The sequence below is a fragment of the Salidesulfovibrio onnuriiensis genome (genome assembly GCF_008001235.1).
GTDB lineage: Bacteria > Desulfobacterota > Desulfovibrionia > Desulfovibrionales > Desulfovibrionaceae > Pseudodesulfovibrio > Pseudodesulfovibrio onnuriiensis.
The window spans coordinates 851,040-878,029 of record NZ_CP040751.1; the positions used below are offsets into that span (position 1 = coordinate 851,040).

Here is a 26,990-nt window from a genome sequence, read left to right on the forward strand (position 1 = left end):
GGGTGAACCCCGGTGAGGAAGCACTTTTCCGGAAGCCCCTCACCGGTTCGAAACAGGATGAGGCCTATTCCTCTTCGTCGAAGAGCTTGGCTACCTCTTCGTACACGTACTTCATGTACATCATCTTGGGGGAGCCGCCCATGGCAACCGCCAGAAGGCCCGCGTCGATGATCTCGTCCTTGGTGGCGCCCTGGGTGGCCGCGTTCTGCACGTGGAGCGAGATGCACATGTCGCACTGGGAAAGGATGGAGCAGGCGATGAGGATCAGGCTCTGGTACTTGCCTTCGATGGAGCTGCCCTTTTTGATGGCCGAGGTGAAGCTCTGGTATGCCTTGAAGATGTCGCGGCGGTGCTTGTTCATGTGCCGGAACAGTTCAACGGCTTTTTCTGCGGGTTCCTGCATGGTGTATCTCCTTGCTTTTTCCCCGGCCGGGCCGGGGCGAATGTTCATGCCCGGGCGCGGACCCGGGCGGCGTTGTTCAATCCACAATAAAAAGCAATTCGTTTTGGAAGGCAAGGAAATGCAGGCCGACGCTGTCGAAAACTACAGCAGGCTCACCCCGGTGGTGCCCAGGCTGTTTTCCGTGCAGGTGCCGGAACGGAGCTGGGCCTCTTCCCAGTTCACGATGCTGGCGGCGATGTTTTTCAGGAACACCTTGAAGCCGTCGCCGGACTGCCCCAGGGCCTGGGAGAGTTTCTTGCGGGGGATGATCAGGCATTTCAGCGGGGTCTTGGCACGCAGGGTGAAAAGGCGCTTCACGTTCGCCAGCAGCGCCAGCGCGCCGATGAACGACCCTTGCTCGAACGTGCCCACGATGGTTTCGCCCCGTTCGTCCTGTCGCACCACCTCGGCCGCGCCTTCCACCAGGAAGTAGGCCCGGTCGTCGTTGTCGCCAGCACTGAAGATCTCGGCTCCCGGCTGGTAGTTCATGTGGTTGCACACCAGGGCCATGACTTTGAGGGAGTCCACCTGCATGTCGCTGAAGTGGGGAATGGACCGCAGCACGTCCATGATCATTTCGTGTTCACAACAAGCTCTGCTATTGTTTTCCGTAAACGAGTTCATGAAGCGCTCCTCTTCGTTCGATGAGTTCATCGTAGGTGCCTTGTTCTATGATCTTGCCAGCCTTGAGCACGGCCACCTTGTCGTAATGCACCAGCATGTCCAGCCGGTGGATGACCGCCACCACGGTGTGGGTCCCTTTCCACTTGCGGGAGATGACGTTCTGGACGCGTTTTTGCGAGGCGTTGTCCAGCGCGGCCGTGGCCTCATCCAGGATGACGATTCGCGGGCTCTTGAGGAAGACGCGCGCCAGGGCGATCTTCTGCCTCTGGCCGCCCGAGAGGCGGTCGCCCATGCTGCCCACCTCGAACTGCAGGCCCATCTCCACCACCTGCTCGAGCACGCCTTCCATGATCAGCAGCTGCATGATGCTCTGGTTGATGCGTTCCTCGGCCCCGGCGCTGTCCGGCTTGACCCGGCCGAAAACAATGTTGTCCTGGATGCTGCGCTCGCGCATGTATTTCTTTGCGTCCAGGAAGGCGAACGCCTCGGGGTCCCGATGTTCCATCAGCTCCCGGAACGCCTTGCGCGCCTTGAGGACCCTGCGGGCCAGTTCGTCGGTCATGCTGCCCAGCTTGTGCATGCCGGGCGCGCAGTCCAGGGCGAGCTTGAGCAGCAGGGAGTTTTCCACTTCCGTGGGTTCCCTGCCCCGGTCCAGATGATCCGCAATGGCCTTGTAGGTCTCGAAATCCTCCTGCCTGATGGGGCTTTCCTGGAACAGTTCCTCGCCCAGGTCGCCTACGGAGCTGAAGATGTCCACCACCCGCCGGGTCATGTCCGCGCCCAACTGAAGCAGGGGGGCCATGAGCCCCTGTTTTTCCAGGAAGTCCCGGAAGAAGGGCCTGTCGTAGAGCGAGGCCAGCAGATACTCCTCCTTGAGCGGGGCGCCCGTGGTGATGTTGGCCGCCACATTGCTGTAGTAGGCGTATCTGTCCATGTGGAAAATTTCGATGTCGCCGGCCAGGTCCCGCCCGTGCTCTTCGCTGAAGGCGCTGCGGGCGTGGATGATGGCCTCGGCCAGTTCCGGGTGTTTGTCCGGGTCGATGACCGAGCGCAGCCCGAAGCTGAGGACGTCCAGGAACAGGCCCATCTGCTGGACCACCTCGATGACCTTGTCCAGGGAGGGCTCGCCCTTGCCCGCCGTGCAACTTCCCCCCTGCAGGGTGAGCGCGTCGCAGGAGTAGAGCAGGTTGTCCTGGACCGTGCCGTTGAAGATGAACGGGTGCTGGGCCACCATGCCCAGGTTGTGGGTCATGTCCTGCTTGGAGAGCTCCGCCACTTCGCGGCCGCCGATCTGCACGCTGCCGCCCGTGTATTTGTAGAGCTGGGCGATGCATAGCGCCAGGGTGGACTTGCCGCTGCCCGAGAAACCCACCAGGGCCACGTGCTCGCCTTCGGCAATGTTCAGGGAAACGTTGTCCAGGAGCTTGATGTTACTGCCCACCACATAGGAAAGGTCCTTGACGTCGATGTTGCCGTCCAGGTGATAGGGGTCCCGTCCCCGGGCCTCCAGTTCATGGTCCGGCTCGATGTCGAAGGAGTCCATGACCTGGCGGTAGCGCACCGAGCTGTCGATGTAGATCTGCCAGAATTCCATGAGATCCTTCCAGGGCTGGTAGAGCTTGTCGTAGGCGGCCTGGAAGGCGAACAGCGCGCCCAGGTCGAAGCGCCCTTTGATGGTCAGGTAGCCGCCGATGAGCAGCAGGCTGAACGGGCCCAGGCTCTGGAAAAAGTTGTTGGAGAACTTGATGCCGTATTTGTAGGCGTTCTGGACCAGGGTTGATTTGTACAAATTTTCGAGGGCCTTCCTGTAGCGCCTGCTTTCCAGGGGGATGGACGCGTTGGCGTGGACCTCGTGCACCCCGGAAATGGATTCCCCGATAAGGCCGGAGACTCGCTGGGTGTAGTCGATACGCTCCCGGTTGGCCTTGTTGAATCGCTTCTGGATGGGCGGGATGACCATGACCTCCATGGTGTAGATGCCCACGGCAATGATGCTCAGGTACGGGTTGAGGTAGAACAGGTAGATGAAGTAGGCCGCGAAGGTCAGCAGGTTCACCGCGGGCACGGCCACGGCCGAGCCGATGAAGTTGGCCACCGGGATGAGCTCGGTGATCATGTAGGAGATGACCTGCCCTGGCGAGGTCTTGCGGTAGTAGCTCAGCGGCAGGGACAGGGCGTGGGCGTAAAGCTTTTCCCGCAGGTTCTTGAGCGTGCGCTCGCCCATGAAGTTCTGCAGCAGGTTGATGGCCATCTTGAGCACGCTGGCCAGGACCACGCTCACCAGGTAGACGCCGCAGTAGAGGTACAGCTTGTGCAGATCCTTCATGCCCACGGCTTCGTTGATGATGCGTTTGGACATTTCCAGGGGCAGCAGCCGCATGGCCACCGTCACCAGAATGATGGCCACCACCAGGATCTGCAGGTTGGTGTTTTTGTAAAAGACCCAGGAGTAGATCGATTTCTTGGTGACCGGAATGTCTTTGGGGGTGGTTGGCATGCTCTTTCCTTGTATGCTTTTTCAAGGTATTCCAGGTTATAGACAAACTCGGCCAGCTTTCCAAGTATAATTGCCGGGACGGGTGATGATCTGGGAAGGTGGCCCGGAAGGCGCGGGGATGATAGAAGGATAGAGTGGAGATATATTCATGCGCATGAGTTTTCGAACCAAATTTTTTCTTGTTTTGCTGGTCTTCAGCCTGATGCCCCTGTTGCTCATGCGCACGCTGGTCAATAAGGTCAGCCAGGACCGGCTGGAGCAGGCCACGGAAACGGCCCGGCAGGACATTCTCGAACTCATGAGCCTGGGGCTGCAGGAAACCGCCCGGGGGGCCTCCGAGATCCTGGCCAACCAGGGCATGGCCTATGCCCAATCCGCCCGGGTGCTGGCCATGGAGGCCCAGAGGCTGCGTGGTGAAGCGCCTTCTTCCTCTCTTCCTCCCCTGTTTTCCTCTGAATTTGCCGAGATGGAGAAACCGTCCGACGAAAGGCTGGAAGCAAAAAAGTACGAACGCCGCACCATGTCCGGACGCATCCGGCCTTTGCCCGTCCGGTTCGGCAAGGTGTCCCTGACCCTGGCTCCCGGCGTGGAACGGGCCGATGTGGAGCGGGATGTGCAGTGGCTTTCGGGGCTTTCCGACATCATGCGCACCCTGTATGAGGACATGGGCGGCCAGGTCTGGTGGATCCATGTTTACCTGGATTCGGGGGTCAGCGCCGTGTATCCGGCCCACGGCAACGAGCCTCCCCATTACGATCCCCGGGAGACGGAATGGTACCTCCGCATGAGCCGGTTCTCCAGCGTGGTCTGGTCCATGCCCCACGTGGACCCCGCCAGTCGGCGGGTCATCGGCAGTGTCGGGTATCCAGTGCGCGACCGGGACGGCAGGCACGTCGGCCTGGCGGTGGTGGATGTGCTGCTTTCGGACATCCTGCTGGAGACCATGGTCACCTCGGAATGGGGGAGCGAGCAGAAACCGTTCCTGCTGCTGCGTGAGGACCATCCTGAAACGGGCGCGCCCGCCCTGCGCATCCTGGGGCAGATGGACTACACCAAGGGCGGCAGACATTGGATGACCCCGTTCGACACGGAATGGCTTTCCTCGGACGACACAATGAAGTTCGCCGGGTTCCTGCGCGAGGTGCGCGAAAAGGAAAGCGGCACCATGCGCATGCCCTACAAGGGAAAGGACTCGATCTGGGCCTTTGCCTCGCAGCCGGAATACACCTATCTGATCATTGTTCCGGAAACAGCGGTGGCCGCTATCCCCGACGCCATTGTGGGCAGCTTCGACGATTTTCTGGAGCAGTGGAGACTGTACGTGGGCCTCAGCGTTCTGGGCGTGATCCTGCTCTGCGCCGTTGTGGCCTGGTTCTGGGCCCGTTCGAGCACAAGGACCCTGCTGGCCGTTTCCGAGGCCGCCCGCAAGATAGGGGAGGGGGACTTCGAGGTGCGCATTGATTCCTGGACCGGGGATGAGCGGGACGATTTCATCCGCACCATCAACGAGGTGGGACCCAAGCTCAAGGATCACATGAAGCTGAGCCGGGACCTGGACCTCGCCCGCACCGTGCAGGAGCACCTGCTCCCCCGGGAGCAGCCCGAGATCCCGGGTTGGGAGATTTCCGGCGGTATCGTCTATTGCGACCAGACCGGGGGGATTATTACGATTTTCTGACGGTCAACGGCATGGAAGGCCGTGCGCATGCCGTGGTGGTGGGCGACGTGTCCGGACACGGGGTTCCCTCGGCCCTGCTCATGTCCTCGGCCCGGGCCCTGGTGCACGGGCTGTCCGGGGCGCACATGCCCCTGGACCGGCGGGTGTCGCTGGCCAACCGTCAGCTCAATGCCGACCTGGACGGCACCGGGCGTTTCCTGACCATGTTCTATCTTCAGTTCAGGGAAGAAACGGGCGATGTCCGGTGGGTTCGCGCCGGCCACGACCCGGCCATTGTCTTTGACCCCGCGTCCGGGAGCTTTTCGGAGCTTAGGGGCCAGGGACTGCCCCTGGGGGTCAGCCCGGATGCCGAATTCGAGGTCTGCGACGAGACCGTCGGGCCGGGTAATCTCATTGTCCTGGCCACGGATGGCATCTGGGAGGCGCATGACCGGAACGGCAGGATGTTTGGCAAGGACCGCCTGCTTGCAATCATCCGTGAAAATGCGGATAAAAGCGTTGCGGCCATTCAGTCGGCAATTTTCGGGGCTGTGGAGGAATACATGGCCGGAGCCGAACAGACGGATGACTATACGGTGGTGGTCATGCGCAGGTCCGCGTGCAAGAACCGGAACCGGGATACCAAGGCTATGGACAGGCTTTCCTTTTCCATGACCAACAAGCAGAAATGCTTCCAGATCTTCCGCCCCAAGGTGGAGGCCTTTTGCAGTCGCCACGACTTCCCTGCCAAGCTGATCTTCAACCTGACCCTGGTGCTTGACGAACTGATCACCAACATTATTTCCTACGGGTATTCGGACATGGACGAGCACCCCATCGAGGTGAGCATCGCCACGGACGGAAATCTGATCCGGCTGCGGATCGAGGACGACGCCGAACCGTTCAACATCCTGGAGGCCCCTGCGCCGGAACTGGACACCCCCCTTGAGGAGCGCAATCGCCAGATCGGGGGCATGGGGATCCATATTGTCAAGAAACTGGTCAATTGCCTGCGTTATGAACGCAAGGACGGCAGGAACATATTGACCCTGGAAAAAGCCATTAATGCAGAGTGCACATGCTAATACACGGAGGTGAGACGTGGGAGTTTCGGAAATACAGCAGGACGGCGTAACCATCCTGCAGGTGGAGGGCAGCCTGGATGCGGACGGCACCCAGGTGCTGGAGGACAAGGTGGTCGCGCTTCTGGAAGGCGGGGCCTCGAGCCTGGTCTTCGACTTCTCCAACCTGGACTATATCAACAGTTCCGGGCTCCGGGTTCTGGTGCTGGCCTACCAGCGGCTCAAGAAGTCCGCGGGCAAGGTCGCCATCTGTGGAGTGAAGGACTACATTCAGGAGGTCTTCGAAGTCTCGGGATACGACAAGATCTTTTCCATGTTCCCCTCGCGGGGTGACGCCCTGACCGGCCTGTAGCGTTTAAACGCCCTTGACGACCACCAGGGTGATGTCGTCATCCAGCGGGGCCTGGCCGCGAAAGGCGCTGATTGATTCCATGACGGCGCGCAGGATTTCCTGCGCGCTTTTTGTTGCGCTCTGGCGAATGACGTCCTGGAATCTGCTGATCCCGTACATTTCGCGCTGCTGGTTGCGTGTCTCCCAGATGCCGTCCGTGCCCAGGAGCAGGAGCTGGCCGGGGGAAAGCCAGGGCTGGTCGTGCGCCGTGTAGGGCCAGCCCTGTTCCACTCCCAGGGGAATGTCGCCGTTGCCCGCCAGGCGGGTGAAGGTTTCGGCCCTGGGGTCGTAGAGCAGGGCCGGGGGGTGCCCCGCATTGACCCAGGCCATGCGTTGGGCCGCCGGGTCGATGTCCAGCAGGAAAAGGCTCAGGAATCGGCCGGTGCCCGCCGTGTCCCTGCTCAGGTGCAGGTTGGCGTGCCGGACGGTCTCGGCAGCGCTGCCCGGCTGGGCCGCTCCCTGCAGGAGCATGGCCCGGGCCGAGGCCATGAGCAGGGCCGCTCCCACGCCGTGCCCCACCACATCGCCCACCATGACGGCGGTGCGGCCGCAGGCCTCGTCGTCACAGGGGACATAGTCGTAGAAGTCGCCGCCGGTTTCGTCGCTGTAGAGGGTGGTGCCCGCAATCTCCAGGCCGGGCAGGTCCGGGGCCTTGTCGGGCAGGAAGTTGCGCTGGACCTCCCGGGCGATCCTCAATCCTTCCTTCATGTGCAGCCTTTCCCGGAGCTTGGCGATCATGGCGTTGGTATGCCCGGCGATATAGCCGAGCTCGTCGCGGGTGGCCACCGGCACCATGCGGTCCAGGCGTCCCCGGCTGACCCGGGAGAGCACCTCGGTCTGGTTTTCCAGCAGCAGTTTCAGGTTACGCGCCCAGGAAATGATCATGTTGGCCAGCAGGCCCAGGAGTACGGCCATGACAAACAGGATTTCCACGAGCACCGAGCGGCTGAGCATGCCGATGGTCTCGGGGGTCACGGTCTGGGATTTGAGCCAGGCAAAGTCGCGGAAGAGCACCAGCAGTAGGATGCTGGTGACCAGCAGCAGGGTCAGGATGGCAACCAGGGAGAAACGGCGCGTCATGGGGGAAAGCCCCCTGGGAGGACGGGTGGATTGGCCGGACTTCAGGGCCTGGAGGATGGTGCGGCGTTCCTGGTCCAGGGCTAGGTCAAAGGCCGAGAACACCCCGAGGGTGACGATGCCGAAGGAAAGTTTTAAGCCGCTTTGCAGCAGGGGGAGGCCGTAGCCGATCCGCAAGGCCCCGGCCATGGCCAGGGCGGCCGCTGCATGCAGGCCGAAGTCCAGCCGGAACTGGCGGGCGGCGCGGTCCAAGGGCGACGATTGCCGCACATATCGCGTTTCCAGTACATGGCGCAGCCCGTAGGCCAGGGCCATGGGGGCCAGGACCACCAGACCCAGCTCCCGGACCGGAAGATCGTCCATGAGCGGGCAGACCTGGCCCGCGTACAGGGTGCCGATAAGCACGGCGAACATATAATGGAAAAAGGCCCGCATCTCTTGTTTCCTTGTTGTGCAACCTGTGAACGTTCTTTGCTTTACGCCATGTTCTGCGTTAAATAGCAAGTCAGGACACAAACGTCTTCACTCCAACAGGTCAACGGGATACCCATGAGAAGATTTCTGCTGATATTGTTTGCCGCCGTATTCCTGTCGTCCAGCGCCCTGGCCGGTCCCAAGGCCCCGGTTTCCCTGGCCGGAATCACCTTGGGCGAGGATTACCACAAATACGAGGACCTGCTGCGCATGGAACTGGCGGGGGCCAATTCCGACGCCATTTTCCTGGACGAGGCGCTCATCCGCACCGGGGCGATTCCCGGGGTGCGCGGCGGCAGCGTCATCTGGGGCAACTGTGCCAACAAGGACCGCATTGTCCGGCTTAAGATCAAGTTTGCGGATACCAGCGAGGACTTGTTCAAGCGCCTGCTGGAGCGCTATCGGGAGAAATTCGGGCAGCCATCGGCCTATCAGGGCGATTCCTTTCGCAACGTGGTCGCCTGGGAGTGGGATATCAGCGACGCCGCGCGCCACGTGAACATCGTGCTCATGTATAGCGTGAACCCGGATATCAGGCCCGGGGTGTCCATCAAGCTGACGGACCAGGCCCTGTTGGACCTGGAGTTCGCCTGCTACAAGGAAAACTATCGCTCCCGCTATCTGCAGGAACAGGCCGGCGCCATCGAGGACCTCGATACGTTCGTGCCCCGGTAGCCGTGCCCGAAGCGCCCTCCATCGCCTGGAACGGCATCAGCCTGGATGCGCCTCCTGAGTGGGAACCCTCCATTCTGGAGCGCGATTTCATGCGTCTGGAACAGGATGGACGGCCCGTTGCCGAGCTCAAGTGGCGCAGGGTGCAGGGACGTTTTTCGGCCCGAAAGCACATCCGGAAGCTGGATCGCGCCTTCGGGAGGGCGGACATCCGTGAGGCCTCGCCGGGACCGGCGTGGATAGAGGCGGCCGAGTCGCTGCGCGCCTCGGGCCTTGGCGTCACCCTGCTGGAGTGGGAAGACTCCGTGGGCGCGGTGCTGCACAGCCCGGCCACGGGGCTTGCCGTCCTGGCACAATTCCCGAGGCCGGTGGCGGGCGCGCCTGTGCTGGCCTCCCTGCGCGACCATTGGGGAGGCGCGACCATGCCCTGGCGGCTGTTCGGCATCCGGGCCCGGGTTCCCTCGGACTTTCTCCTGGACACCTTTCGTTTTCATCCCGGGCGCTACGGGCTCGAGTTCCGGAGGCCCAAGCGGTCTGTCTCCGTGGATGCCCGGCCCGGGGATTTCCGGCGCGGTCCGGGCGCAAGCCTGGTTCTGGAGCGCCATGCCCCGGCAGACGCCATGCTTGCGAAACAGGGATTCGAGACATGGATTGAGGAAAATTATCGAAAAGTGATCGTGGGTACAGAAACAAAAGATACCAACATGATATACTGGAAAGGCATCCAAAAGCGTTTTTTGCGTTTCTCCCTTCGGCACCAGGGGCGCGTCTGGCGGGATCCTGCGGCCAACGCGGTCTTTGCCGTGTATGCGCATGGTGAGCAGGATATTGCCGAGGCGACCTTCAACCAGATCTGCAACGACTATGGCGCTGTTTAGGAAAAAGATCGTTCCGGCCACGACCCGGCAGGAGTCCCTGGATATGGTTCCGCTCCGCAACCTGGAGGCCGAGGCCCGGGTGCAGGACAACGGGCTGGTGCTCATTCGCTACGAGGTGGCCGTGAAGCCGTGGTTCGGCAGGGTTGCCTCCAGGGTGGGTCTGTGGGACGGTCGTCCCATGCAGAAGCAGCTGGAGCTGGACGAGATAGGGTCCTTTGTCTGGGGACTTTTCGACGAAAGACGCACCGTGCGCGAGATCGTGGAGGTCTTCATGGACCGCTACAAGGTGCAGCGCCGCGAGGCCGTGCTCTCGGTCACGGAATTCATCCGCATGCTGGGGCAACGCGGATTGGTGGGCCTTCGGTAAAGCAAAGGGCGGAAAGGATTTCTCCTTCCCGCCCTTGTAAGTGATTTTGGTTGGGGCTAGCGCAGCTTGAGCCCCAGCGCGTCCAGATACAGTTCCCCGCTGAAGGTCATTTCGGCCGCGCCCTGCAAAAAGACATTGCCGCCCTCCAGGGAGATGGTCAGCACCTCGCCGCCGGTGGTGGTCAGGGCTGCGGTTGCATCGGTCAGGCCCAGCGTGCTGGCCAGCAGCTGCGTGGCGGCCGCACCCGTGCCGCAGGCATAGGTCTCGTTTTCCACGCCGCGTTCGTAGGTGCGCAGCAGCATGGTCTCCCGGTCCTTCACCTGGGCGAAGTTCACGTTGGTCCCGGCCGGGGCGAAGCGTTCATGGTAGCGGATGGCCGCACCCAGCTTCTGCACGTCTGTTTTTTCCACGTCATCCACGAAGACCACCGCATGGGGCACGCCCGTATCCGCGAAGTGAACGGTCATGTCGGTTCCGTCCATATTGAGGGCAATGTTCGTTTCGGTGCCCTTGGGCGGTGTCAGCTGCACCTTGACCTGGCCGCGCTGCGGGCCTTCGGTGATGACCCGGGCCTTGATGGGGCCCGCGTCCGTGCCGAAGGTGTGCTCGGCCGGGGCAATGTCCAGGGCATAGGCCAGCCGTCCGGCGCAGCGCGAGGCGTTGCCGCACATCTCGGCGCGGCTTCCGTCGCTGTTGTAGAAGTGCCAGATGTAGTCCAGGCTCGAATCCTCGGGGGCATGGTCGATGAAGAACAGGCCGTCCGCATAGACGCCGAAGGCGCGGGCGCAGATCTTTTCGGCCCATTGGGGCATGACCGCCTTGGCCACGCCCAGCTCGCGGTTGTCGATGACCACGAAATCGTTGCCGCAGCCCTGCATCTTGTAGAAAGGCACGCTGGTGCCGAACATTTCGCTCATGGTGCTTGTCTCGCTGAAAGTCTTTCCGGATGGTGTGCAGGATAAACGATAATGGGTTTCAAACCATGGGGCAACCAGAAAAAACGAGATCATGCCTCCGGCGGCCCAGGGGGATAATCCCCTTGGAGAACCCTGGCTTTTGGTACTCGGTAGAATCGGGCCAAAGCGGTTCAATTATCCAGACATGTGCCGGGTAAGGAAAAGGCAGCCCCGGGCATGATTCCATGCCCGGGGCTGCCTTCTTTGAATCAACTAAAAAGCGCCGCTGTCAGCCGTTCTGACTACAGGGCTTCGAGGTTGGCGATGTTGTTGCCTTCCCAGGCTTCGTCCCTGCCCTTGAAGTTGGGGCCGAGCATCTTGAACAGCACGCCCTTGGGGCCGACTTCGGTAAACGAGCGCACGCCCTCGTCCCACATGTTGGCCATGGTCTGGATCCAGAGCACGGACGAGGTCATCTGGCGCTTCATGAGTTCCCGGATGGCGGACGGATCGTGCTCGGGCTGGGCCGTTGCATTGAAGTAGACCGGGAAGGCCGGGGCGTTCCAGTCCAGCGTTTCCAGGAACGCGGCGAATTCGTCGGCGGCCTCCTGGATGAGCGGGGAATGGAATGCGCCGGACACGGCCAGCGGGATCAGACGGCCCTTGAGCTCCTTGGCCAGGGGGGCGGCGGCTTCCAGAGCTTCCTTTTCGCCGGAAATGACGAACTGGGCCGGTGTGTTGTAGTTGGCCACGCGCAGTTCCTTGCCGGATTCGCGGGCGGCCTTGTCCACGATCTCCACCACGGCGTCCTGCTTCATCTTGAGCACTGCGGCCATGCCGTGGCCTTCCCTGCCCGCCTCGGACATGAGGCGTCCGCGCAGGGTCACCGCCTTGACGGCATCCTTGACGGAAAGCACGCCGGAAGCGGCCAGGGAGGCGAATTCGCCCAGGCTGTGCCCGGCGGTGGCCGCCGGGGAAAATTTGGAGGCGCAGGCCTGCCACAGGGTCAGGTTGACCACGGTGAGGGCGGGCTGCAGGGCGCGGGTGTTGGCCATGTCGGCTTCCTCGCCGTCCCAATAGATCTCGCGCAGGGGCAGGCCGGATTCGGCCTCGGCGAATTTCCAGAGTTCGAGGGCATCGGCGTTCTGTTCGGCCACGTCCCGGCCCATGCCCTTTTCCTGGGATCCCTGGCCGGGGAAGAGGATGGCGGTCTTGGTCATTATCTGTATCTCCTTATTGTACTGGCTTTGCTGATTGGGCGGGAAAATATGCGTTAAATGCGATTCTGTAAAGGGGAGGGCCGGAAAGCAAACGCCCGTTTAAACGCTGCTTTCCGGCCCTTTCTGTCGTGTGTGCCGTTTTGGTTACTTTGCCTCCGCCTCCCGGATGACTTCGTCCAGGGAGCGGCCGTCAGGCGCTGTGGCGGCCGGGTCCATGGCCAGGATGGCCCGCCAGACAGCCAGTGCCTCCTCCTTTTTGTCGAGGTCGTGCAGCAGGACGATGCCCTTGTTGAATCGGGCGACCGTGAGTTTCGGGTCCAGGGCGGTAGCCTGGTCAAAGGCTTCCACTGCCTTTTCGAACCGTCCGGTCCGGCGGTACATGACGCCCAGGTCGGACCAGACGCCCGGGTGATTCGGGCCCAGCGCCAGGGATTTTTCGTAGGCCTCCACGGCGCGGGAGGGCATGTCGTGGTCAAAGTAGTAGTTGCCGAGGGCTGACCATGCGTGTGGGTCGTCGGGATGGCTTGTCGCTGCCGCTTCCAGGGTCGCCAATTCCGGGGCCGTCTGGGGGCTTCCGGCGGGCATGCCTGTGCTCACGGCGTGTTGCCTTTGTTCGAACATGAGGCTGGTGACCACATTGCCGATGAACGCACCGGCCATGAGCGCCAGGATCATCAGCATGATGCAGGTTGATCTGCGCACGTGGTGCCGTTTGAATTCGTCGAATTCCCTTTCATGAACTCCCATGATCGCTCCAGTTATCTATTCTATTTTGGTGTGAAATTAATTTCATCACAGCTTTTCCCGGATGGCAAGGACATGTCTTCGCAATGGTTTATGGAGCCCGTATGGCATTGTTTGTCAAGCGTCCGTTTTATCCCTGCGGTGTCCTTTCCCCTCCCCGTCTTATCCGGGCCGGAAAACCGGGGTTAGGCTTCCTTCAAAAAGTGGAGGAATCATGTCTCATACCGGATTCAGGGAAGAGGGCGGCTGCGGCCCCTATTGCTGCGAGGTCAGGCGCGACGACCAGGGACGCATCGTTGCCAGGCGCGAGCATGTGGACGGCATGTGCCGTGAATACGAATACATCTACGACGAAGCGGGCAGGCTTTACAATGTCCGGCGCGACGGCGTGGGCGTGGAGCAGTATCTTTATGACCGGCAGGGCCGCCGCAGGAGCGATTTCAACTCCCTGCGCGAAGGCCTTTCCCGGGGTTTCTTCTATTCGGACGATGACCGGCTGCTGCGCGCGGGCGACATGCATTACCATCATGACGGCCTGGGCTTCCGGTTTGCCAGAAGCGCGGAGAACTGGACTTGGCGCTACTGGTACAGCCCGGATTACCGGCTGGTGCGCGTGAATCTGCCCGAGGGCGGATGCGTGGAATACAGTCATGACGAGGACGGCCAGCGCATCCTCAAGACCGTGAACGGCAGGCAGGACGAACGCTACCAGTGGCACGACAAGACCACCCTGGCGGCCTACCATGACGGCATGTCCTGGTCCGAATTCGAGTACGGCCGGGAACGCATGCCCCACGCCATGTACCGGGGCGGCAAGCGCTATTCCCTGCATTACGACCAGGTGGGCACCCTGCGTGTCGTAGCCGACGCCATGGGCAACGTGATCAAGCGCATGGAATACGATTCCTTCGGCAACATCCTGGAGGACACCAACCCGTCCTTCAAGATGCCGTTCGGGTTCGCGGGCGGCCTGCACGACCGCGACACCGGACTGGTGCGCTTCGGCTGGCGCGATTACGACCCGGACACGGGCCGCTGGACCGCCAAGGACCCCATCGGCTATGCGGGCGGCGACAGCGATTTGTACGGCTATTGCCTGGACGATCCGATTAATGGTTATGACCCGATGGGGCTTTTTAATTTTGGAGAGTTTGCTTCTTCGTTGTTTGGAAACGGGAATAGTTCTTCTGTAACGCCTTACGACATCGGCAGTCCCGGTGGAGCGATTTCCGAATGGAAGGATGCTGTGAACCCGGCTGGGCAGTGGACACCTCAAGGGGTTGAGGTCGCCGCAAACGGCAGGAACAGGGAAAAGATCATAGATGGGATGATTCCTCCTTTGCTTCATAAAAAAGGGCACCCGAGTAGAGATTGGGCTGATGGGGTACTGAAGGAGGAATTGGGGCACTTGGGGAAAAATATGCTTGGCCTGGGGGCTCCTCCCATTGTTGGCGGTTTTCAAGAAATGGGGAAAGAGGGATCATTTAAAGATTATTGCAAAGGTTATCTTAAAGGAACATTCCCCTACGTTGATCCTGATTCTGTGAATACTGTTCTTTATGAATTGACAGATGGTCGGGTGGAAAGGATGAAACCTCATATGAGAAGATATTCATATAAACCGAAGGGGCAATAAATCGCGCCAGCGGCGCGATCGCTAAGAAATTTTGGAGATGGGGGTACGGGGGAAGAACCTTTTTCAAAAGGTTCTTCCCCCGTCTCATATTCAATGATGCGCTACAGGACGCGGCAGCCGTCTTCGGTGATGAGCACCTCGTGCTCCCAGCGGATGCCGCCCCAGTCGGGCCAGTACAGGCCTGGCTCCACGGTGATGATCATGCCCGGCTCCATGACGCCCTTGGCCACCCGCGACATGCGCGGCGGCTCGTGTGTTTCCAGGCCCACGCCGTGCCCCAGGCCGTGGGTGAAGTATTCGGCCACGCCCAGCTTGTCGAAGTAGTCCCAGGACGCCTTCCACGGGGCGTAGAGCGAAACGCCGGGCCGCATGATGTCGATGGCGGCCTGCTGCGCACCCTGCACCCATTCCAGCACCTGCTGGAACCGCTCGGACGGATTGTCGCCCACCCAGAAGGTGCGGGTCTGGTCCGAGTTGTAGTCGTTGAGGCGGCAGCCTGTGTCGATGAGCACCAGCTCGCCCTCGCGCAGCTTGGTTTCGCCGGGGATGGCGTGCGGCAGGGCCGCGTTGGGGCCCACGCCCACGATGGAGGAAAAGGCCATTTCCTCGGCGCCGTTGTCCTTGAACATTTTTTCGATCTGCCAGGCGATCTCCTTTTCCGTGACGCCGGGAACGAGGTACTGGCGGATTTCGTCCATGATCTTGTGGTTCAGGGCTATGGAGGCATCCATGCGCCGGATTTCCTCTTCGTCCTTGTGCAGCCGCAGCTCCTCCACGATTCCGCGCTGGCTGGTGAGCTCCACGAACGGCCTGAGACCCTCGTGGTCGTAGAGGCTGGTGACTTCGGGGTCGAAGCCCAGGGTCGCGACGCCCTTGCCCTTGAGGAATTCGCCCACGGTCTGATGCTTCTTGTCGGAGTAGATGACGATGCCGTCCTCGTTCCAGTGGAGCTTGGCGGCGTCCGTGAAGCGGGGGTCCGTGAACAGGTAGTCGTCGCCGTCCGCAGTGATGACCAGCCAGCCAGAGGATTCGTTGCACTGGCCGTCGTGCAGCTCGAAGCCGCTCAGGTAGTAGCGGTTGGCCGCGTGCGAAACGAGCAGGGCGGGCAGTTTTTTGTCGGCGAGTTTGCGTTTCAGGTTTTCGCGTCTCTGTTCGAAGATTTTCTGTTCCATGTTTCTAGCCCCATGAATAGGTTGTTTCAGGTTCGCCTGTGATCATGCGCTGGGCCCACTCCACGCCCTGCATGACCGAATGGTCCATGTTGGCCACTTCGTACTTCCAGCCGCCGAATCGGCCTCGGGAATAAATCCCCTTATCTTCCAACCGCGGCTGAATGGCTTGAAGGGCACTATCCCTCTTGAGGCAGGGCACGGGATAGCCATAGTCCACGGTGATGTCCCAGGTAGTGGCCAGGTCGCTCGCGCGGTTCCTGTCCAGCATGGAGGTGTTTACCAGACCCTGTATGGTGCGGTCCATGAGTTCGCCGAGTTTTTCCGGCTTGTGTTCGGAAAAGGATGTCTCGCACATGAACGCGAGTTGCTCGCCGGGCCGGGCCACGTTGTTGGGCGAGTAGTTGTGGAAATTGGTCACCCGGTAGAAGGGGGAATCGCTTTCCGGAAAATACATCCAGCAGCGGGAATTTGCCTCGTGGCTGCGGGTGTCGAGCCCCACGCCGGCCACGTACACGCCGTTGCGGGTGAAGTCCGAGGCCGCGTTGACCATGGCGTCGTCCTTCTGCGCCAGCCACTTCCCGGCCAGCAGGTCCAGGGGCGCGGTGCTGAGCAGGAACTCGTACTCCACCTCCAGGCCCTGGGCCGTGGTCACGCGCTTCCTGTCCCAGTCCACGGCAACCACATCCTGATTCAGACGGATGGAATCCTCCACCCGGGCGGCCAGCCTGCGGAAGATTTCTCCCGTGCCCCCGTACAAGGGGAACTTGAAGGTGTTGTTTGGCCCCCAGGCCACGTCGTCTTTTTCCAGGATCAGGTTTTCCAGGACGTTTTTCAGGTCGATGACGCTGACCCGTTCGCCGATCCAGGAGTACTGCATGCGCTCGGGCGGGGTGGCCCAGACCTTGAAGTTGTAGGGCCGCATGAAGGTCTCGGCAATGCCGGAGCCGAACACGTAGTCGATCCATTCGCCGAAGTTCTCCGGCTGCTTCGAGGGCCGGTTTTCCGGCAGGAGCCCCTGCACGCATTTCCAGCGGACGTCCTTGGGCAGGAAGCGGATGTTGTTCTGGAATGGGTAGGGCACCCAGGTGGAGCAGGCCCGGACCCAGGATTCGCGCTCGTGTTCCAGCCGCTCGTCGCCGAGCAGGCCGTCCATGAGGTCGTCGAAATATTTGTAATGGGAGAAGACCACGTGACCGCCGATGTCCCAGGTGAACCCGGCCTCGTCGCGGAAGCTGGCGGCAAGGCCGCCCACGTGGCCGTGGCGTTCCAGTACGAGAAAGGATTCCTCGCCCAGCTCCCGGAGCCGGTGGGCCGCGCCGAGGCCCGTGGGTCCCGCCCCGATGATCAGATATTTCGTTTTCACGCCGATCTCCCTGAGTAATGAGGTTGCTCGCAGAAAGGACATCCGGTTGTTTCAATTCAGGATCTCAGCGGCATATTGAGGGCAATCGCGGCCTTCTGTCAAACAGGATGGCGCACAGTGTCACTGGACTTTCGTCTTGGCGTAACGGCTTTGTAACACAGTGCTGATAGCTATGCTCGTGCAGGCCGAAGTGGCCGCAAGACAAAAACCAAACACGTTTTCGGAGGAAGGAAATCCATGAAAAAGTCTTTGATCGCCCTCGTCGCCGTCATGATCATGAGCATCGCGGCCACCGCATTCGCCGGTGACATCCGTGTGAAGGGCTCCACCACCGTGGACCCGGCCATGAAGAAACTCGTTGCCGCCTACAAGAAAATCAATCCGGGCGTGAACTTCTCCATTTCCGCCACCGGTTCCGGCGACGGCGCCAAGGCCATCATCAACGGCACCGCCGATATCGGCATGATGTCCCGCGACATGAAACCGGCTGAAACCGAAAAGGCCAAGGCCAACGGCGTCAACCCGGTTCAGTACGTCATCGCCCTGGACTGCCTGGTTCCCATCGTCCACCCGTCCAACAAGGTTTCCGCCCTGACCACCGATCAGCTCAAGGCCATGTATCAGGACAAGATCCGCAACTGGAAGGAAGTGGGCGGCGCCGATGGCATGATCGCCCTGTTCTCCCGCGAAACCAACTCCGGTACCTACGAAGTGTGGCACAAGAAGGTCATGAACAAGGAAGACGAATTCGACATGGTCTCCCGCATGCCTTCCAACGCCGCCATGGCCGCCAAGATCGCCGGCAACAAGAAGGGTGTCGGCTATGTAGGCCTGGGCTTCCTGAACGACAAGATCAAGGGCGTCAAGGTCAACGGTGTCATGGCTTCCGTGGCCACCGCCCTGGACAAGTCCTATCCGCTCTCCCGTGGCCTGAACCTGTACACCGCCGACAGCGTAGGCGGCGAAGTGAAGGACTTCATCACCTTTGTCATGAGCCCGGCCGGACAGAAGATCATCGAGGAAGTCGGCTTCGTGCCCATGACCAGGTAACCGACTGTAGATTCTATTCTTGACCGAACCCCGCCGGGACGCTCCGTGTCCCGGCGGGAAACCTGTCTCCAAGGGGACGGAGAGCCTAATGATTGATCGCAAGAGAAAGGAAACGCTCATCAAGGGAATGTTTTTTGGTGCGGCTTCCATTTCCATCATCGCCCTCGGGCTGATCATGTACTTTCTGGTGAGCGAGGCCCTGCCCACCTTTTTCGGTTTCGACGCCATGGGCGAGGCGCACCAGGGCGTGTCCTTTTTTGATTTCATATTCGGCAGCCAGTGGAAGCCCGTGTCCGAACATCCGCAGTGGGGCATCCTCCCGCTGATCATGGGCTCGGTCTGGGTGACGCTGCTGTCTTCCGTCATCGCCATACCGCTGGGGGTCATGACCGCCATCTACCTGGCCGAGATCGCTCCCAACAGGGTGCGCGAGATCGTCAAGCCCATGGTGGAACTGCTGGCGTCGCTGCCTTCGGTGGTCATCGGATTTTTCGGCCTGGCCGTGGTTGCCCCCATCATGCTGGAGCTGTTCGACATCCGCTTCGGCGTCAACATGCTCAACGCCTCCATCATGCTGGCCTTCATGGCCGTGCCCACCATCACCTCCATTGCCGAGGACGCCATCCATTCCGTGCCGGACGAGCTCAAGGAGGGGTCCCTTGCCCTGGGGGCCACCCGGTTCGAGACCCTCAGGAAGGTCATTCTTCCCGCGTCCCTGTCCGGTCTGTCCACGGCGGTCATCCTGGGCATGTCCCGCTCCATCGGCGAAACCATGGTCGTGCTCATGGTGGCCGGCGGCGCGGCCCGGATACCCACGTCCATTTTCGATCCGGTGCGCCCCATGCCCGCCAGCATCGCCGCGGAAATGGGCGAAACCAGTTTCGGCCTTGAAATGCACTATTTTTCGCTTTTCGCCATTGCCATGGTGCTTTTCATAATCACGTTCCTGTTCAACCTGCTGGCCGACCACATCGCCCACAAGTACAAGCAGGTCGGCGCGGCAACCCTGTAAGGAGAAAGTGAGGAATGAGCGAAATGGTACGCGAATCCATCATGGAACAACTGCCGGACGAAACGGGACTTCTGGCCCGCCGCAGGTTTGTCGAAGGATTCTGGTTCGCCCTGTTCCGGGCCGCCGTGGTTATCAACGGCGCGGCCCTGGTGATCATCGTGGGCTACATGGTGTATTACGGCTTCCCGGCCATCTCATGGGACTTCCTGACCGGCATGCCCACGGAGGGCGGTCTGGCGGGCGGTATCCTGCCCTGCATCGCGGGGACGTTCTATCTGAGCATGGGCTCCATGCTGCTGGCCCTACCCCTGGGCGTGGCCTCGGCCATCTATCTGCACGAATATGCCCGGCCCGGCCCGCTCATGCGCGTGATCCGGCTGTCCATCAACAACCTGGCGGGCGTGCCCTCGGTGGTTTTCGGTTTGTTCGGTATGGCCTTTTTCGTGGCCAGCCGGGATCTCGGCGGCCTGGGCATGGGCGTTTCCATCGCGTCCGGCTCCCTGACCCTGGCCGTGCTCATCCTGCCGGTCATCATCGGCACCTCCGAGGAGGCGTTGCGCTCGGTGCCCGACACCTATCGCGAAGCGTCCCTGGGGCTCGGGGCCACCAAGTGGCAGACCGTGTTCAAGGTGGTGCTGCCCGCGGCCCTGCCCGGCGTGCTCACCGGTTCGATCCTGGCCATCAGCCGCGCGGCCGGGGAAACCGCTGCCATCATGTTCACGGCGGCGGCCAGCTACAACCCGCAACTGGCCGGATCCATTTTCGACGAGGTCATGGCCCTGCCGTACCAGATTTACTCCCTGTCCGTGTCGTCCACGGACCCTGAGGCGACCCTGCCCCTGCAGTACGGCACCTCCCTGGTGCTCGTCAGCCTGGTGCTGGGCATGAACCTTATCGCCATTGTCCTGCGCAGCAAGCTTCGCAGGAAACTGACCAAGTAAATTGATCCTTCCCGGGGAAGGGTCCTCCTTCCCCGGCATTGTCCCACTGCCGGGACCAAGCCGGATGGTCCATGACCATTCCGTTCCCCTGAATCCAATTGCGGGCGCATTCTCGCGTGTTGCGGGTTTCGCGTGCAGGGTGTTGGCCCTCTCTTCCCATTGTTTCATTCGTTGTTTTCATTCTTTGTTCGGTGATGTTTTCTTTTCACGGAGGCGGAAGTGAATTGCCTGTGCTTTCAATTGCATCCCCTGAACGTTGTGCCTGATGGATTTCCTTTGGTGACAGGGGAAGTGGGCATGTCTTCTTTGCACTGACGGTGCTGTCAAAATAAATAATTCGTTGCTCGGGATGCCGGGAATATGTAATGAACTGAAACTGCAAAACCCTTACGCATTCAACACGAACAAAATAAAGGAAAAAACATGATTGCCCGAATAATGCTCATTTTCTGTGCCGTTGTGCTTGCCCTGTCGATCGTCGGCTGCGGCGGCAAGGAAGAACTCAGGAAAGAGGCTGTCCGTCCTGTGCGCATGCTTACCGTGGGCTCGGCCGAGAACATGTCCACCCGCCGTTTCCCGGGCAAGGTGGAAGCCTCGGGCCGGGTCGAACTGGCCTTTGAGGTGGCCGGCAAGGTCGTCAAGCTGCCCATCATCTCCGGTCAGGAGATCCGGGAAGGCGAACTGGTGGCCCAGCTGGACGACCGCGATTTCAAGGCCAAGCTGACCTCGGCTCTGTCCCGCGCCAACAAGGCCAAGGCCGACCTGGCCCGCTATGAGCAGTTGCTGAAGGAGGAAGTGGTCTCCCGAAGTGCCTACGATCAGATCAAAAAGGACTACGACGTGGCCCGCGCCGATGCGGACATCGCCCGCAAGGCCCTGCAGGATACAGAGATACTGGCTCCCTTCTCCGGGGTCATTGGCGACAAGTTCGTTGAGAATTTCCAGAACGTGCAGGCCAAGCAGCCCATCGCCACCCTGCAGAACGACGCGGTCATCGAGATCGGGGTGTATCCCGCAGGATGTGGCCATTGCCACGCAAAAGGCGGACAAGTTCACCATAACCACCCAGTTTGAGGCGGCTCCGGGACGGGAATTTACCCTCAAACTCAAGGAATTTTCCCTCGAGGCCGACCCGCAGACCCAGACCTACCGCGTCCGTCTGTTCATGCCCTCGCCCGAGACCAAGGTCAGGATTCTGCCGGGAATGACCACGACCGTGATCCTGAGATACTCCGGGGGGACGGCCGAAGGCTACAGCGTGCCCGTGGGCGCGGTCCTGGACGAGGACGGCAAGGCCTTTGTCTGGAAGGTGGGCCAGGACATGACCGTTACGAAATCGCCCGTCAAGGTGGGGCTCATGGCCGGGGAGAGCATCTCGGTCGTCGAGGGGCTGAAAGAAGGCGACCGTATTGCCACTGCGGGCGTGCACTATCTGCGTGAAGGCCAGAAGGTCCGGGAACTCACCGGAAAGATCGGAGACTAGCCCCATGAATATCGGCGAACTGTCCATACGCAAGAAGACCATCACCCTGGTCCTGACCGTGCTCCTGGTGGCGGGCGGCATCCAGGCCTTTTTCGGCCTTGGCCGTCTGGAGGACCCGGAGTTCACCATCAAGGACGCCCTGGTGGTCACCCCCTATGCGGGGGCCACGCCCATGGAGGTGACCGAGGAGGTGACCGACCCGCTGGAAACCGCCATCCAGTCCCTGCCGCAGCTTGACGAGGTCAAGTCCCTGAGCCGGGCCGGCATGTCGGTGATTACCGTAACCATCAAGAACAACTACGACAAATCGAGCCTGCCGCAGGTCTGGGACGAGCTGCGGCGCAAGGTCAACGACACGAAACCCGCCCTGCCGGACGGCTGCGTTCCCACCGTGGTCGATGACTTCGGCGACGTGTATGGGATCCTGCTTTCGGTCACGGGAGACGGGTATTCCTACAAGGACCTGGAGGATTTCTGCGACTTCATGCGCAAGGAACTCCTCCTGGTGGACAACGTGGCCAAGGTGGTCGTCTGGGGCGTGCAGCAGCAGGTGGTCTACGTGGAGATATCCCGGGCCAAGATGGCCCAGCTCGGCATCGGGCTGGACACCATCTATGCGGCGCTCAGGAGCCAGAACATGGTGGTCCCGGCCGGCTCCGTGAAGGTGGGGCCGGAATATGTCCGCATCGATCCCACGGGCGCGTACACCTCGGTTGACGACATCCGGGCCCTGCAGATCCACGACCCGGTCTCGGGCAACCTGATCACCCTGTCCGACATCGCGGAGGTCAAGCGCGGCTACCAGACCCCGCCGGAAAAGCTCATGCGCCACAACGGCAAGACCGCGCTGGGCATCGGCGTCTCCATTGTTTCGGGCGGCAACGTGGTGGATTTGGGCCGGGCCGTGAAGAGCAAGCTTGCGGAACTGGAGTCGAGGATGCCCGTGGGCATCGAGATGGAAGCGGTCAACTTCCAGTCCGACGACGTTTCCGTCGCCATCGACGGCTTTGTCATCAGTTTCATCGAGGCCATCGCCATCGTCATCGTGGTGCTGCTCATTTTTATGGGCATGCGCAGCGGGCTGCTCATCGGGGCGGTGCTGGCCATCACCGTGCTGGGCACCTTCCTGTTCATGAAGATGTACGCCATCGACCTGCAGCGCATCTCACTGGGGGCGTTGATCATCGCCCTGGGCATGCTGGTGGACAACGCCATCGTGGTCACCGAGGGCATGCTGGTGCGCATCAACGCGGGCAAGGACGGCGTCCAGTCCGCCAGGGAGGTGGTCAGCCAGAACATGCTGCCGCTTCTCGGAGCAACGGTCATCGCGGTGCTGGCCTTTGCGGGCATCGGCCTGTCCGACGACGCCACGGGGGAGTACTGCGGCTCGCTGTTCTCGGTCATGCTCATCTCGCTCATGCTCAGCTGGGTCATCGCCATCACCGTGACCCCGCTTTTCTGCCACATGTTCTTCAAGCCCGGCGAAAAGAATGCCGGGGGGGAAGAGGAGAGGGATCCGTATCGAGGTACGCTGTTCGTCGCCTACAGGACCTTTCTCAAGCTGTGCATCGACCATCGCTGGGCGACCGTGGCGGCAATGGTCGGTCTGCTGGCCTTGTCTATCTATGGGTTTAGCCTGATCAAGGGCAGCTTTTTCCCGGACTCCACCAAACCTCAGTTCTACATCCATTACTGGCTGCCTGAGGGGGCCGACATCCGCAAGACCTCCGAAGACATCGGGGTCATCGAAGGCCATCTGCTGGCCGACGAGCGCGTGGATTTCGTTTCCACCTTCATCGGAGAGGCCGCTCCCCGCTACATGCTCACCTTTGCCCCGGATACCTCGGGGTCCAAGGCGTACGGACTGCTCATCGTGAACATGAAGGACTTTAAGTTCATTGATCCGTACATTGCCGAGATTCAGAAATATCTGACCGAGAACTTCCCCGATGCCGAGCCCAAGCTCAAGAAGCTCCAGATCGGCCCGGGCAGCGAATCCGCCATCGAAGTCCGTTTCCTTGGCCCCGATCCCGAGATTCTGCGAGACTTGGCCCTGCGGGCGCGAACCATTATGGAGAATCATCCGGCCACTGTCTCCGCACGCGACAACTGGCGTCAGCGCGCCAAGGTGATACGGCCCCTGCTGGCCCACGACCGGGCCATGCAGGCGGGCGTGACCCGGCCGGTGCTCAACGAGGCCCTGGCCACCAACTTCACGGGTGTGAACGTGGGCCTGTACCGCGAGGGCGACAAGATGCTGCCCATCATTTCGCGCATGCCCGAAAAGGACCGCATGGATGTTTACAGCATTCGCGACGTGCAGGTCTGGAGCCCCACGACCAGGAAAGTCATTCCCGTCTCCCAGGTGCTGGCGGGCTTCGATACGGTCTGGGAGGATCCGGTGATGCGCCGCCAGAACCGCAAGTTGTGCATCACCGCCTCCTGCGATCCGCAGTTCGGCACCCTGGCCAGCGAGGTGCTTGCCGACATCATGCCCGCGATCAATGCCATTGAACTGCCCTCGGGCTATGAAATGGAGTGGGGCGGTGAATACGAGGAATCCTCGGATGCCCAGGCAGGCATCAGGTCGAGCATGATGGGCACGGTGGTGCTCATGATCGTCATTGTCATCATGCTCTTCAACAACCTGCGCCAGCCGCTCATCATCTGGCTGACGGTGCCGCTTGCGGTCATAGGCGTCAGCTGCTCTCTGCTGCTCACGGGCCTGCCCTTCGGCTTCATGGCCCTGCTCGGGTTCCTGAGCCTGACCGGCATGCTCATCAAGAACTCCATCGTGCTCCTGGACCAGATCAACCTGGATCTGGAGGAGGGCAAGGAGCCAATGACTGCGGTGCTGGACGCGTCCGTGAGCAGGATGCGGCCCGTGTGCATGGCCGCCATCACCACGGTGCTGGGCATGATTCCGCTCATCCCGGACGTGTTCTTCGTGGGCATGGCCGTGACCATCATGGGCGGTCTTTCCTTTGCGACCGTCCTGACCCTTGTTGTGGTGCCCGTGCTCTACACCATCTTCTACAAGGTGAAGTAGCAAACGGAATGACAGGAAAAACAGGGCCCGGCGTGAAAACGTCGGGCCTTTTCGCATTTTGGGGCCAAGAAGGGGCGTACTCCCGATTCGTGCGGGAGGTGTAGTGGTGCCTCGCCTGTGGGTGGCCCCGCAGGAGTGAGGCGTGCGGGCTTGTCCGGCCCAGGCCAAAAAGAAAGCCCGCCTAGGCGTCGGCGGGCTTTTCTTCCTGCTGGGGTTTCGGATCCTTTCTCAGCCGAATCACCTGCGTCGAGAATTGCGTCTCGTCCGGCTGGCAGCTCGGGCAACCGTCCGAGGCCAGCATGCAGCGCTCGTCGATTCCGCTGATGTCGATTCCGGCCATGTTGAGGAGTTTCGTTGTCTCACCGGCCCGCCAGAGCAGTGGCTGCCCGCAGCGGGTGCACTCCACGTACAATAATTCGGGATCGAATCGCTTAGTCATGATTCAAGTGTAAACACGCCCCGGTCTAAACACAAGGGGCGTGTGTTATTATTCCATAACAAAGGGGAGACGGACAGCCGCCTCCCCTTGTTCGCTTCGGTTGTTTCGCTTGGTTTAGATGCCCAGGGCCTGCGCCGGGGTGACTGCGTCGATGCCGAAGGCCTCGCCCACGGCAGGGCAGGTCAGGGTGCCGCCCAGGGTGTTCAGGCCCAGGGCCAGGCCCGGATCCTCGCGCAGGGCGTCCAGGCCCCTGCCAGCGATGCGCAGGGCATAGGGCAGGGTCTGGTTGACCAGGGCAAAGGTGGAGGTGCGGGGCACTGCGCCGGGCATGTTGGCCACGCCGTAATGCACCACGTTGTCCACCACGTAGGTGGGGTTGTCGTGGGTGGTGGCCTTGATGGTTTCCACACAGCCGCCCTGGTCCACGGCCACGTCCACGATGACCGAGCCTTCCTTCATGGTGCCGATCATGTCGCGGGTCACGAGCTTGGGCGCCTTGGCGCCGGGCACGAGCACCGCGCCGATGAGCAGGTCGGCCTGCTTCACCGCGGCCCGGATGTTGGGTTCGGTGGAGCTGACGGTCATGAGGCGGCCGTCAAAGATGTCGTCGAGATACTGGAGGCGGTGGTGGGAGAGGTCGATGACCATGACGCGGGCACCCATGCCCATGGCGATGCGGGCCGCATTGGTGCCCACCACGCCGCCGCCGATGACCACCACCTGCGCGGGCGGTACGCCCGGGACGCCGCCCAGGAGCATGCCCCGGCCGCCCTGGTGCTTTTCCAGGTGGTGCGCGCCCACCTGGGTGGCCATGCGTCCGGCCACTTCGGACATGGGAGTCAGCAGCGGCAGGGAGCCGACCTTGTCTTCCACGGTTTCATAGGCGATGCCCGTGACGCCGGATTCGAGCATGGCCTTGGTCAGCTTTTCCTCGGCGGCCAGGTGCAGGTAGGTGAACAGGGTCAGGTCCTTGCGCAGGAATCCGTATTCCGACGCAATGGGCTCCTTGACCTTGATGACCATTTCCGTGCCCCAGGCGTCCGCGGCCGTGGGCACGATCTTGGCCCCGGCCTGGGTGTATTCCCCGTCGCTCAGGCCGCTGCCGGCTCCGGCTCCGGTCTCCACCAGCACCGAGTGGCCCTGCCGCACCAGGGCTTCCACCGCGCCGGGGGTCATGGAAACACGATTCTCCAATGTTTTGATCTCTTTGGGGATACCGATAATCATTGAATGCTCCTCAGGTAAAATGATTATTGATTCGAGACACTCCGGGTGTTGCCTACTTTTCGTACTCCTTGGTCACCGCTTCGGGCAGATAGAGCCATTTGCGCTTGGACTTCATGACCACGAAGGATTCGCTGGAGTTCACCCCGCCGATCTGGGAGAGGTCCTTGTCCAGGAAGTCATAGAGGTCGCCCATGTCGCTGGTGCAGGTGATCTCCACGATGATGTCGTAGCGGCCCGTGACCACGGCGCACCAGTTGACGCGCTCCAGCCGGGATATCTGCTCCAGCTTTTCGTCCAGCATCTTGGTGCTCTGCAGGGACATGCCCACCAGGGCGACGGTGAGCCCCTGGGCCTTCATGGGGTTCACCAGCGCGGCCACCTTCACGGCCCCGGCCTTGATCAGGTTGCGCAGCCGGGAGCGCACAGTGGGCGCGGTGACGCCCAGACGTTCGGAAACCTTGCCCACGGACATCTGGCCGTCTTCGGTCAGTGTGGCCACCAGGTGCCTGTCGTGCGCATCGAATTGTTTTTTCATATTTATTTCACTCATTTTTATTTTTTCAAGCTAAGAGACTGCTGTAAACTTATCTGATAAGA

General features: G+C 61.2%; 25 protein-coding genes. 13 read left to right on the plus strand and 12 right to left on the minus strand.

Features of this window, described 5'->3' with window-relative positions; translation table 11 throughout:
* Positions 1-64: 64 nt before the first annotated feature.
* The 3 genes from FGL65_RS03945 to FGL65_RS03955 all read right to left on the minus strand — a co-directional run bounded on the left by FGL65_RS03945 (position 65) and on the right by FGL65_RS03955 (position 3,563).
* The gene (locus tag FGL65_RS03945; protein ID WP_147819759.1) at positions 65-403 is read right to left on the minus strand and encodes a carboxymuconolactone decarboxylase family protein; all 339 of its coding nucleotides are present in this window, start codon (positions 401-403) and stop codon (positions 65-67) included.
* A gap of 141 nt (positions 404-544) precedes the next feature.
* A complete protein-coding gene (locus FGL65_RS03950; protein ID WP_187170523.1) occupies positions 545-1,012 on the minus strand; it encodes a cyclic nucleotide-binding domain-containing protein in 468 nt (155 codons plus the stop codon).
* Positions 1,013-1,040: 28 nt separating this feature from the next.
* Positions 1,041-3,563 (minus strand): ABC transporter ATP-binding protein/permease, encoded by a 2,523-nt coding sequence (locus tag FGL65_RS03955; protein ID WP_147819761.1) that lies wholly within the window; start codon positions 3,561-3,563, stop codon positions 1,041-1,043.
* Between the two features lie 154 nt (positions 3,564-3,717).
* Between FGL65_RS03955 and FGL65_RS03960 the strand changes: the two genes are divergently transcribed.
* From FGL65_RS03960 to FGL65_RS03970, 3 genes are read left to right on the plus strand one after another with little or no spacing between them, the layout of a single operon-like run.
* Positions 3,718-5,241, plus strand: a complete 1,524-nt coding sequence (locus tag FGL65_RS03960) for a PDC sensor domain-containing protein (RefSeq protein ID WP_187170524.1) — start codon at positions 3,718-3,720, stop codon at positions 5,239-5,241.
* Positions 5,242-5,252: 11 nt separating this feature from the next.
* On the plus strand, positions 5,253-6,305 hold the full coding sequence (locus FGL65_RS03965; protein ID WP_147819763.1) for an ATP-binding SpoIIE family protein phosphatase: 1,053 nt from the start codon (positions 5,253-5,255) through the stop codon (positions 6,303-6,305).
* A gap of 16 nt (positions 6,306-6,321) precedes the next feature.
* Positions 6,322-6,654, plus strand: a complete 333-nt coding sequence (locus tag FGL65_RS03970) for an STAS domain-containing protein (RefSeq protein WP_147819764.1) — start codon at positions 6,322-6,324, stop codon at positions 6,652-6,654.
* Between the two features lie 3 nt (positions 6,655-6,657).
* On the opposite strand, the gene FGL65_RS03975 is transcribed toward FGL65_RS03970, so the two are convergent.
* Positions 6,658-8,205: a PP2C family protein-serine/threonine phosphatase gene (locus FGL65_RS03975; protein ID WP_147819765.1), complete on the minus strand. Its 1,548-nt coding sequence runs from the start codon at positions 8,203-8,205 to the stop codon at positions 6,658-6,660.
* A gap of 114 nt (positions 8,206-8,319) precedes the next feature.
* On the opposite strand from FGL65_RS03975, the gene FGL65_RS03980 reads away from it, so the two are divergent.
* The 3 genes from FGL65_RS03980 to FGL65_RS03990 are packed head-to-tail and all read left to right on the plus strand — an operon-like array spanning position 8,320 to position 10,161.
* Positions 8,320-8,919, plus strand: coding sequence for a hypothetical protein (locus FGL65_RS03980; RefSeq protein WP_147819766.1), 600 nt, complete (start codon positions 8,320-8,322; stop codon positions 8,917-8,919).
* A gap of 2 nt (positions 8,920-8,921) precedes the next feature.
* The gene (locus tag FGL65_RS03985) at positions 8,922-9,794 is read left to right on the plus strand and encodes a hypothetical protein (RefSeq protein WP_147819767.1); all 873 of its coding nucleotides are present in this window, start codon (positions 8,922-8,924) and stop codon (positions 9,792-9,794) included.
* A gap of 43 nt (positions 9,795-9,837) precedes the next feature.
* The gene (locus FGL65_RS03990; RefSeq protein ID WP_250645568.1) at positions 9,838-10,161 is read left to right on the plus strand and encodes a PqqD family protein; all 324 of its coding nucleotides are present in this window, start codon (positions 9,838-9,840) and stop codon (positions 10,159-10,161) included.
* Between the two features lie 56 nt (positions 10,162-10,217).
* Here FGL65_RS03990 and dapF read toward each other — a convergent pair whose 3' ends face one another.
* From dapF to FGL65_RS04005, 3 genes are all read right to left on the minus strand, one after another.
* Positions 10,218-11,078 (minus strand): diaminopimelate epimerase, encoded by an 861-nt coding sequence (gene dapF, locus FGL65_RS03995; protein ID WP_187170525.1) that lies wholly within the window; start codon positions 11,076-11,078, stop codon positions 10,218-10,220.
* Between the two features lie 281 nt (positions 11,079-11,359).
* Positions 11,360-12,277 carry an ACP S-malonyltransferase gene (locus FGL65_RS04000; RefSeq protein ID WP_147819769.1) on the minus strand — a complete coding sequence of 306 codons (918 nt, stop codon included), beginning with the start codon at positions 12,275-12,277 and terminating at the stop codon, positions 11,360-11,362.
* 144 nt (positions 12,278-12,421) lie between these two features.
* Positions 12,422-13,024 carry a tetratricopeptide repeat protein gene (locus FGL65_RS04005; RefSeq protein WP_147819770.1) on the minus strand — a complete coding sequence of 201 codons (603 nt, stop codon included), beginning with the start codon at positions 13,022-13,024 and terminating at the stop codon, positions 12,422-12,424.
* Between the two features lie 211 nt (positions 13,025-13,235).
* On the opposite strand from FGL65_RS04005, the gene FGL65_RS04010 reads away from it, so the two are divergent.
* Positions 13,236-14,657, plus strand: a complete 1,422-nt coding sequence (locus FGL65_RS04010) for an RHS repeat domain-containing protein (protein WP_187170526.1) — start codon at positions 13,236-13,238, stop codon at positions 14,655-14,657.
* A gap of 101 nt (positions 14,658-14,758) precedes the next feature.
* On the opposite strand, the gene FGL65_RS04015 is transcribed toward FGL65_RS04010, so the two are convergent.
* Together FGL65_RS04015 and FGL65_RS04020 are read right to left on the minus strand one after the other, a co-directional pair.
* Complete coding sequence (locus tag FGL65_RS04015) at positions 14,759-15,829, minus strand: M24 family metallopeptidase (RefSeq protein ID WP_147819772.1); 1,071 nt, start codon at positions 15,827-15,829, stop codon at positions 14,759-14,761.
* Positions 15,830-15,833: 4 nt separating this feature from the next.
* Positions 15,834-17,192 carry a protoporphyrinogen/coproporphyrinogen oxidase gene (locus FGL65_RS04020; protein WP_147819773.1) on the minus strand — a complete coding sequence of 453 codons (1,359 nt, stop codon included), beginning with the start codon at positions 17,190-17,192 and terminating at the stop codon, positions 15,834-15,836.
* A gap of 237 nt (positions 17,193-17,429) precedes the next feature.
* On the opposite strand from FGL65_RS04020, the gene FGL65_RS04025 reads away from it, so the two are divergent.
* The 6 genes from FGL65_RS04025 (at position 17,430) to FGL65_RS04050 (ending at position 24,727) form a co-directional block, all read left to right on the plus strand.
* Positions 17,430-18,242: a phosphate ABC transporter substrate-binding protein gene (locus tag FGL65_RS04025; RefSeq protein WP_147819774.1), complete on the plus strand. Its 813-nt coding sequence runs from the start codon at positions 17,430-17,432 to the stop codon at positions 18,240-18,242.
* A gap of 88 nt (positions 18,243-18,330) precedes the next feature.
* The gene (gene pstC / locus FGL65_RS04030; RefSeq protein ID WP_147819775.1) at positions 18,331-19,254 is read left to right on the plus strand and encodes a phosphate ABC transporter permease subunit PstC; all 924 of its coding nucleotides are present in this window, start codon (positions 18,331-18,333) and stop codon (positions 19,252-19,254) included.
* A gap of 14 nt (positions 19,255-19,268) precedes the next feature.
* Complete coding sequence (gene pstA, locus FGL65_RS04035; RefSeq protein WP_431830891.1) at positions 19,269-20,195, plus strand: phosphate ABC transporter permease PstA; 927 nt, start codon at positions 19,269-19,271, stop codon at positions 20,193-20,195.
* A gap of 423 nt (positions 20,196-20,618) precedes the next feature.
* Entirely contained in the window at positions 20,619-21,269 is a 651-nt protein-coding gene (locus FGL65_RS04040; protein WP_147819776.1) for an efflux RND transporter periplasmic adaptor subunit, read from the plus strand.
* On the plus strand, positions 21,217-21,678 hold the full coding sequence (locus tag FGL65_RS04045; protein WP_187170527.1) for an efflux RND transporter periplasmic adaptor subunit: 462 nt from the start codon (positions 21,217-21,219) through the stop codon (positions 21,676-21,678). Before FGL65_RS04040 ends, FGL65_RS04045 begins: the two co-directional genes overlap by 53 nt.
* 4 nt (positions 21,679-21,682) lie before the next feature.
* Positions 21,683-24,727: an efflux RND transporter permease subunit gene (locus FGL65_RS04050; RefSeq protein ID WP_147819778.1), complete on the plus strand. Its 3,045-nt coding sequence runs from the start codon at positions 21,683-21,685 to the stop codon at positions 24,725-24,727.
* A 181-nt stretch (positions 24,728-24,908) separates the two neighbouring features.
* On the opposite strand, the gene FGL65_RS04055 is transcribed toward FGL65_RS04050, so the two are convergent.
* The 3 genes from FGL65_RS04055 to FGL65_RS04065 all read right to left on the minus strand — a co-directional run bounded on the left by FGL65_RS04055 (position 24,909) and on the right by FGL65_RS04065 (position 26,928).
* Positions 24,909-25,166 (minus strand): hypothetical protein, encoded by a 258-nt coding sequence (locus FGL65_RS04055; protein ID WP_147819779.1) that lies wholly within the window; start codon positions 25,164-25,166, stop codon positions 24,909-24,911.
* Between the two features lie 114 nt (positions 25,167-25,280).
* The gene (gene ald / locus FGL65_RS04060; RefSeq protein WP_147819780.1) at positions 25,281-26,393 is read right to left on the minus strand and encodes an alanine dehydrogenase; all 1,113 of its coding nucleotides are present in this window, start codon (positions 26,391-26,393) and stop codon (positions 25,281-25,283) included.
* A gap of 52 nt (positions 26,394-26,445) precedes the next feature.
* On the minus strand, positions 26,446-26,928 hold the full coding sequence (locus tag FGL65_RS04065; RefSeq protein ID WP_147819781.1) for an Lrp/AsnC family transcriptional regulator: 483 nt from the start codon (positions 26,926-26,928) through the stop codon (positions 26,446-26,448).
* Positions 26,929-26,990: the final 62 nt, after the last annotated feature.